The 8017-nt window shown below is 55.8% G+C and carries 8 protein-coding genes; all 8 read right to left on the bottom strand.

Annotated elements, in window-relative coordinates; genetic code table 11:
• The coding region (locus tag WIH05_RS04205) for an NAD(P)-binding protein (protein WP_337425030.1) at positions 1-652 on the bottom strand (652 nt) is incomplete at its 3' end.
• 6 nt (positions 653-658) lie between these two features.
• Positions 659-1906, bottom strand: a complete 1248-nt coding sequence (locus WIH05_RS04200) for an NAD(P)/FAD-dependent oxidoreductase (protein ID WP_158356902.1) — start codon at positions 1904-1906, stop codon at positions 659-661.
• 74 nt (positions 1907-1980) lie between these two features.
• A complete protein-coding gene (locus WIH05_RS04195) occupies positions 1981-2388 on the bottom strand; it encodes a hypothetical protein (protein WP_022273982.1) in 408 nt (135 codons plus the stop codon).
• A gap of 83 nt (positions 2389-2471) precedes the next feature.
• Positions 2472-4181 (bottom strand): polysaccharide biosynthesis protein, encoded by a 1710-nt coding sequence (locus tag WIH05_RS04190; RefSeq protein ID WP_022273981.1) that lies wholly within the window; start codon positions 4179-4181, stop codon positions 2472-2474.
• On the bottom strand, positions 4171-5298 hold the full coding sequence (locus tag WIH05_RS04185) for a DUF3048 domain-containing protein (protein ID WP_337425029.1): 1128 nt from the start codon (positions 5296-5298) through the stop codon (positions 4171-4173). The genes WIH05_RS04190 and WIH05_RS04185 overlap by 11 nt, the downstream gene beginning before the upstream one ends.
• Positions 5295-5792 carry an rRNA maturation RNase YbeY gene (gene ybeY / locus WIH05_RS04180; protein WP_022273979.1) on the bottom strand — a complete coding sequence of 166 codons (498 nt, stop codon included), beginning with the start codon at positions 5790-5792 and terminating at the stop codon, positions 5295-5297. Before ybeY ends, WIH05_RS04185 begins: the two co-directional genes overlap by 4 nt.
• Entirely contained in the window at positions 5770-6795 is a 1026-nt protein-coding gene (locus tag WIH05_RS04175; RefSeq protein ID WP_022273978.1) for a PhoH family protein, read from the bottom strand. The genes ybeY and WIH05_RS04175 overlap by 23 nt, the downstream gene beginning before the upstream one ends.
• Complete coding sequence (locus WIH05_RS04170; RefSeq protein ID WP_337425028.1) at positions 6782-8017, bottom strand: sporulation protein YqfD; 1236 nt, start codon at positions 8015-8017, stop codon at positions 6782-6784. Before WIH05_RS04170 ends, WIH05_RS04175 begins: the two co-directional genes overlap by 14 nt.

Here is an 8017-nt window from a genome sequence, read left to right as displayed (position 1 = left end):
TTTTCACCACCTCCCGGAGAACATCAGTCCCGATATGGGGGCGGCTGTCATACAGGATGGAACCGTCCGCCCCGGCCTCCACGAAGGTCTCCAGGACCTTTCCGTTCCTTCCGGACACATCCTTTACCAGCGTGTTCAGCTTTCCGTCAGAAAAGGTCCCGGCGCCGCCTTCCCCGAACTGGACGTTTGAGTGGAGGTCCAGGCTGTCATCCCCGTTCCTCCAGAACGCCTCCACCTTCTCTGCCCGCACCTCTACCGGATCCCCCTGTTCTAAAAGAAGGGGGGCAAAGCCGTTCTCCGCCAGGGCCAGGGCCGCAAAAAGACCTGCCGGACCGGCTCCGATGATCACCGGACGGTCCTTTAGGACTTCCTTTCCATGGGCCGGATACCGGTACCGGGCTTCTGTTTCTATCTGGATGTTGCGGCTGTCCGCCTTTTTCACAGCCGTCTCTTCCTTTTTCTTTTCCGCAAGCTTTACATCCACGATGTAGCTGTACAGGATCCTGTCCTTTTTCCGGGCGTCGATGGAGCGGCGCACCACATCCACCCTCCGGATGGAGGTCTCCGGCACCTTTAAAAGCCTGGCCGCCTTTTTCTTAATGGCCCCCGGGCCATGGCCCACCTCCAGGGCCAGCTGATTGATTCGGATCATATGTAATTACTCCTTACCTGTGGCGCTGGCTCCGGCCGCATAGCCGCTGGACCAGGCCCACTGCAGATTATAGCCGCCGCAGATCCCGTCCACATCCAGGATCTCACCGGCAAAATAAAGTCCCGGCACCAGCCTGGATTCCATTGTGCAGGGATCCACATCCTTTACACGGACTCCGCCCATGCATACCTGGGCCTTATCGAAGGAATTGGCTGCCGTCACCTCCACCACTGTGCGCTTTATAAGCTCCGCCGCCGCCAGGAGCTTTTTATCTGAAAGCCTTCCAGTCATTTCCTCTCCCCTGATCCCGGCAGCCTTTAAAAACAGGGCCGCCAGCTTTTTATGAAAGATGCCGTTTAAAAAGCCCTCTGCCTTCCGGTCTGACAGATACATTCTCTGCTCCTTTAAAAGTAAGAAAAGCTCTTCATCCTTCAGGGATGGGAAAAAGTCCAGGACTGCAAGCACCCGCTTCTTCCGGTCCAGGGCCTCGGAGGCATACCGGCTCACCTGGAACACCGGGATCCCGGAGATCCCGTAATCCGTAAGCTGCAGCTCCCCCCGGTCGGAGGCCAGAAGATCTCCCAGCTCCCCATGCTTCCCGGCCGTATAAAGGCTTACCTCTGCCTCGGTGCGGACGCCGGCAATGGATCTGAAAAAATCCCCCCGGCATTTCAGCTGTACCAGAGCCGGAAGGGGCTTTACGATCTTGTGGCCCAGGGAAGCTGCCAGATCATAGCCGCTGCCGTCGGAGCCTGTGGACGGAGCCGCCTTGGAGCCCGCCGCCAGGATCAGAAAATCTCCCCGGAAAGCACCGCAGGAGGTCCGGACGCAGAAGCCTGTCCCGTCCCTCTCCACTGTTTCCGGTCTGCATTCCGTCACGATCCGGATCTCCAGGCTCTCTGCCTTTTCCCTCAAAGCGTCCAGCACCGTCTGGGCCTGGCCGGAGGCCGGGTAGACATACCCATTCCGGTCTGTGACCACCACGCCCAGACGGCGGAAAAAGGAGACCGTGTCTGCCGCAGAAAACCGTCCGATGGCCGTCATGGGGAAATCCGCGGTCCCGCAGCGGTAGCAGTCCGGTCTCATATCCAGGTTAGTCAGATTGCACTTTCCGTTTCCTGTGGAAAGGATCTTCTTTCCCACCCGGGGCATATGCTCCAGGATCGTCACCCCTGCACCGTTTTCTGCCGCCGTAATGGCCGCCATAAGTCCGGCGGCTCCGCCGCCGATGATGATCCCTTCTGGTCGTCCCATAGCTTCCTCCTTGCATGCCATTGCTGTAAAAATGTTATTCCTAGTATATCCACCCGGCGTTTAAATTGCAAGTCTTAACTGGTGTAAGATTCCAGATAGCTGAAAATTTCCGCCATGGTGGGAAACCAGATCCCCTCCATGAGCCTTTCCTGTTCCACCGGCGGAAAATCCGAAAGGGGCATATGGGTGAAAAGATTCACCGTTGCCAGGCTGTCGTCATAAACAATGAGATACCCCTCCTCCGCCACCAGGCAGAAACTGTCCTTTACAGGCTCCGGCTCCACTGCCTCCTGGTTCAGCACCAGGTGGGCCATCTCCTCCTCTCCGCTGCCTTCTGCCAGGGCCGGCTGTTCCACAGATTCGGTCATCTGCACCTCTGCCGCCTGCTGTCTGGGCGGATCAATGGTAAGGACAAACAGGGACACCAGGCAGCCTGCCGTCAGCACCAAAAAGAAAAGAAAGCAGGATACATATTTTTTCATTGGAAATCACTCCTTCTGAAAACAGTATCTGCTTTCTTTCCCTGTTTTAAACAGCTTTTACGGATTTTCTACCAAAGTTTGGCCTACATGAGCCGCAGCTTCCGGAACACCTGCAAAAGCCTGGTCCCGCCGGGCATCTGGTGCAGCTCGTCCTCGTCCAGGCAGCCAAGCTTCACCAGAAGGACTCCGTAGACCGCCACTGCAGCAGCCACGGCCCCAAGGGTGCAGACCGCATTGCTCTGGATCCCCAGGTGTATGAGCTTATAGACGCCCACTGCTGCCGCGCCCATGACCGCCGAAGCCGCAGCCGGCAGGAGGATGGTCTTTTTCACCTCCTGGCGGTAGCCCAGGATCTTCCGTATGGATCTGTGGTTTAAAAAGCACATGATCACTGCAAACAGGATATTGGCAAATACCATGGAGAAGATCCCCATATGGAACACCAGGACCATGACCTCCATGGCCGCCAGATGCAGGACCAGGGCTGTCAGGGCATGGACGATGGGCAGCCGCATCCGGTCGATGCCCTGTAAAATGGCATTGGTCACCGTGGACACAGAATAAAAGACCACAGCAATGGACCCGTACAGGGTCATCTGGACTGCCAGGTCATTATCGCCCGAGAATAAAAGGTTATTCAGCGGCCCCGCCAGGACCGTAAGGCCCACGGTGGACGGAATGGCGATCAGGAGGGAAAACCGGATCGCAGCGGCCACCTTCTTTTTCACCATGCGCCGGTCCCCGGTGGCCACAGCCCGGGACACCGACGGGATCAGCGACGAGGACAGGGCATTGGAGACAGCCATGGGAACGTTGATCAGAAGATGGTATTTTCCCGTGTACACGCCCCACTGGGAGATAAACTCCTCCTCCATGCCCAGGCTCTTGAAATTATAGGCCAGGAGACCGTTGTCCAGGACGCTGTTGACATTATAAATGGCAGAGCTCACCACCACCGGGACCACTGTAAAAAATAAGATCTTAGTAATGGTCCCATAACTCTCCAGGGAGCCGGACCGGTCTCTGCGTACCTTCTTCCGGATGGTCCTCTGGTAAGCGGCAAACAGAAGCAGCAGGAACACCAGGGCCGTAAAAGCGCCTGCGCCTGTTCCGATAGTGCCTCCGGCAGCGCCCCAGGAATTGGAATAGCCGGAGCCGGACTCCCCCTTTAATATCTCTACCTTTATGGCCTGGTTAAACAGCCAGCTTCCGGCGGCCACGCTGACAATGGCGTTTACGATCTGCTCAAAGACCTGGGACAGGGCCGTGGGAACCATGGTCCCCTGGCCCTGGTAATAGCCTCTGAACACGCCCAGATACGCCATGATCCAGACAGTGGGAGCCAGGGTCTTTAACGCAAAGGCCGCATAGGGCATAAAAAAAACTTCTCTTGCAAAGAAGTCGGCTCCGAACCAGATAACGGCCGCTGCCAGGGCTCCCACCACCGTGGCGTAGACCAGGGCTGCCCGCAGGATCCGGACAGAATTCCGGTACTGCTTCCTGGCCAGCCGGACGGATACCATCTTGGATACGGCCAGCGGAAGGCTGTAAGAGGACAGGAGCAGGGCAATGTTATACACGTTAAACGCAGTCCCGTAATAGCCCATTCCCTCGTCGCCAATGATGTTTATCATGGGGATCCGGTAGGCGATGCCGATGATCCTCACCACAATGGAGGCGATGGCCAGGATGCTGCCCTGGACCACAAAATTGGATTCTCCCCCCGTTTTCTCCGGCCGGGAGCCGGCCTTTTTCCGGCTGGCTCCCCGCTCTCTCATTTCTTTACTTTCCATAAATCTCAGCCTTATCATACCGGTCTGCACCGATGATGCAGATCCAGGTCTTTCCCTTGTTTAATGTGATCTCATTGCCATCCAGGTCATAATACCGGGTCACACCAAATTCCCCGTCCTTTTTCCAGGTGATCTTCTGGTATTTCCCGTTGGTGAAATAGTATCCCTCACGGCCCTTATGTACATTGATATTCAGATAGGGAGTAGAGGCATAGTGGCCCCATTCCACATACTGGAAGATAATGTTTTTAACGGCAATGAGTCCCTCATTTCCCTTATGATGGCTCCCATACTGGAACCGGTGGTACAGGCCGTCCGACTCCTGGTACTCAAACCAGGGCTTGTTCATGGGATAGCCGGGAACCACCTTGAATGCGTCGTCACTGTCCGGAACGATCTGCTCCTTTCCCCTGGCAAACTGGAAATGGCCCTCATAGGAATCCCCGTAGCCAGTGCGGTAGCCCAGCTTTTCAATGGCCTTATTGACCCGCTCTCCGCTGGTATAGGCATTATGAGGCGCTTTCCGGTCCTTGGTACGGTAATAGGCCGTACCGCCGATGCCGTCCAGGCCGTTGATATTGTCCACATTGTTCAGATATTTCTTTGCAAAGGTGCTCTGGCCGTAGTGGGCAAAAATAGCGTCGTACTCTCTGGCAAAATAGGTATAGCAGGTGCGGGCGCTCCGGACCGACCCGATCCGCTCCAGGCCGTCATAGTCCTCGATCAGGGCCATATAGCGGTTCATTTCCCCCTCCACCGGCACCTCATAGACCACTCCGGCCCGGTTGATGCCGTACTGGGGCAGGGACTCCTTATCGTTGCTCATCATCACCGCCAGAGGACGGCGGTTTCCGATGGCCACATCCACCATTTCCCCGGTGAGATAGCTCCGGATCTTTCCATCCACCTCAACGCGCTCCACCGGCTCCTCTGGTTCTGTCTCCGGCGGCTCCGTTTCCGGCTCAGTCTCCAGGACCACCACCCGGGTGGGTTCAGCCTCTGTCTCTGCCGCCGTGGTCACCGCCGCCTCCTCATACTTCTTTCCGCACCCGGAAAGAGTGACCGCAAGAACGGCTGCCGCCAGCACCATGATTCCCTTTCTGCCATGCCTTCTCATCTCCTGTAACCCCTCCGTTCCAGAATCTCCCTCTGTTTTTCTTCCATATCCAGCCGTTCCTCATCCTCCATATGGTCATAGCCGCTTAAATGGAGCATGCTGTGGGCCACTAAAAAGGCCAGCTCCCTGGTCTCCGAATGGCCGAATTTTTCCGCCTGTTCCTTTACCTTTTCCACAGAGATCACGATATCCCCCAGCATCAGCTCTCCCGTATCCGGATTGAAATACTCCTCCGGCGTCTCCTCCAGCCCGTCAAAATCTCCCGGCGTCTCAAAGTCGCACATGGGAAAAGAAAGTACGTCTGTGGGACGGTCGATGCCCCGCATGTCCAGGTTGATCTGATGGATCCCCTCATTGTCCGTCAGGACCACGTTTACCTCCGCGTCGTAAGGGCACTCCACGTAGTCCAGGGCTTCCTCCACCACATTGCGGATGATCTCCTCATAGGGAACTTCCAGCCTCTCTTCAGCCTCATACTCGATGGTTACTGTCATTTCTTCCGTCCCTTCCGGCCTGGCGGTCCGGCTTTTTTGCGCCTTTGCCGCGGGCCTCATATTCATCATATGCTTTTACGATCTTCTGTACCAGCGGATGGCGCACCACGTCGTCGCTGGTGAAGTAGCAGATCCCGATATCGTCGATGTTCTTTAAGATCTTAAGAGCCGTATCCAGGCCCGAGACCGTTCCATAGGGAAGGTCCTTCTGGGACTGGTCGCCGGTGATGATGACCTTGGAGCCGAAGCCGATACGGGTCAGGAACATCTTCATCTGGGCCTGGGTGGTATTCTGGGCCTCGTCCAGGATGATGAACGCATTGTCCAGGGTGCGTCCCCTCATATAAGCCAGGGGAGCCACCTCGATCAGTCCCTTTTCCGCGTTGTGCAGATAGGACTCGGCGCCCATGATCTGATACAGGGCGTCGTACAGGGGCCGCAGATACGGATCGATCTTGCTCTGCAAGTCTCCCGGCAGGAAGCCCAGCTTCTCTCCGGCCTCGATGGCGGGCCTGGTAAGGATGATCCGGTTCACCTCTCCGTTCTTAAATGCCTGGATGGCCATGGACATGCCCAGATACGTTTTTCCCGTTCCCGCCGGGCCCACGCCGAACACGATCATCTTTTTCCGGATCAGGTCGATATACTGCTTCTGTCCCAGGGTCTTGGGCTTTACAGGCTTCCCGTTGATGGTGCGGCAGATGATATCCTTATCGATCTCCAAAAGGGCTTCATCCTTCCCCTCAAAGGAAAGGGCCAGGGCATAATCCACATTCTGCTCCCCCACCTCTTCTCCCCGTTTTGAAAGCTCGATGAGGGTGGAGAACACGCTTTTGGCCTTCTTCACCGCGTGGTCCGGGCCAATGATCTTGATCTCCCCGTCCCTGGCGATCATGGACACATGGAGCGTCCTTTCAATCTTTTTTAAGTAGCAGTCGAACTGTCCGCAGACCTTCCGCTCATGTTCCGCGGGAACGTCTATGATTGTCTCAATTAAACTCATTTACTGTCTGATTCTCCTCATGTTTTTCCGGTATGGGGACGGGCCCCGCAATGTCCTCGATCACGGTTACTGTCCCCTGGATCTTCCAGCCGGATTCACCTTTTTCTATTTTACCATCATTTGCAAGGATTTGTATACCTTTTTCCTGTAATTTTTCCATATATTCCTCCATATACCGGTCTTTTTCGGCAGAAACCTCCTCTTTTGTATAAGCCCGCTCATAGGGAACGTATTCCAGAGCCGTCACGAGCCCTCCGTATACCGGCAGACAGAAGTCCTCAAAAAGCCTAAGCTGCCTCTCATCCATAAAAAATTCCCAGGAAGCATCCCCGTAGGCCGGCATCAGGAAATAAAAGGTCCTGCCAAAGATACTGAAAAATGCCCCGCGCCTGACCCTCCCCGTCCGGCTCTTTACCTCATAGGTAAGGGGAAGCTTCTTTTCCGTCTCATATACAGTCCTTGCATAGACCTCCGCGTCTGCCCGGATCTCATGGGAGCTGACCAGGTTCTCTGAATCATCGTAAATGGGGATCGTCCCGGCCACCAGAAGATCCCCGGCGGCCACCGGATCCCCGGCCCTCACCTTGAGAAGGCCGTTCCGGACCACGCACCGCTCGATAACGCCGTCCTTTTCAGCCGTCAGATCGCAGGGCGTCCGGTCTGGCTCCACAGGCGACAGCATGGCCTCGTTCTCCTTGATCCGCACTGTGAGCCTGGTCCCTTTGATCTCTGCCGATACCCAGGTGATCTCTGCAAACTGGTTTCTCAGGCTCTCCTCAAGTTCTTCACAGGAGACTGCGGATTTTCTCATGCCGCAGGCCACTGGCAGCGTCTCCATATAGTGCAGGAGCGTCTGATCCGTGAACCTTAAGTTTCCCTCAAAGGAAATGTCCCATATAAAAAAGGACAGGCCGTACAGCAAAAGGAAGAAGCAGATGAATCCGGCAGCCAGTGGCTTCCGCTTTCTGTTCCGGAAAAGAAAAAAGGGAAGTCCGTACTTTTTCCTTAAAAAAAGGCGGACGCCGGCCTTTCTTGCCGCCGGCTTCATTTTTTTATAATCCTCGCCTGTGGTCCAGAACAGGACGTGTCCGTCCCGGTCTGTCCCGATCCCTGTTACAAAAAGCTCCCGGCGGGCCGCAATGTTAAAAAAACGCTCCCGGCCAAGACCTGTGATCTCCGCCTGCACCCCGCCCTTAAAAAAAAGACGCCTCTTTTCCCTCAA

This window comes from Alitiscatomonas sp. (assembly GCF_037242085.1).
GTDB classification, from domain to species: domain Bacteria; phylum Bacillota; class Clostridia; order Lachnospirales; family Lachnospiraceae; genus Alitiscatomonas; species Alitiscatomonas aceti.
Note: the sequence above shows the minus strand (reverse complement) of the source record. Positions and strands in the feature narration are given on the sequence as shown.

Bases quoted from the DNA above. Each gene is read 5' to 3' on its own strand.
- WIH05_RS04200 (WP_158356902.1), bottom strand. From the start codon at position 1,906: ATGGGACGACCAGAAGGGATCATCATCGGCGGCGGAGCCGCCGGACTT.
- WIH05_RS04195 (WP_022273982.1), bottom strand. From the start codon at position 2,388: ATGAAAAAATATGTATCCTGCTTTCTTTTCTTTTTGGTGCTGACGGCA.
- WIH05_RS04190 (WP_022273981.1), bottom strand. From the start codon at position 4,181: ATGGAAAGTAAAGAAATGAGAGAGCGGGGAGCCAGCCGGAAAAAGGCC.
- WIH05_RS04185 (WP_337425029.1), bottom strand. From the start codon at position 5,298: ATGAGAAGGCATGGCAGAAAGGGAATCATGGTGCTGGCGGCAGCCGTT.
- ybeY (WP_022273979.1), bottom strand. From the start codon at position 5,792: ATGACAGTAACCATCGAGTATGAGGCTGAAGAGAGGCTGGAAGTTCCC.
- WIH05_RS04175 (WP_022273978.1), bottom strand. From the start codon at position 6,795: ATGAGTTTAATTGAGACAATCATAGACGTTCCCGCGGAACATGAGCGG.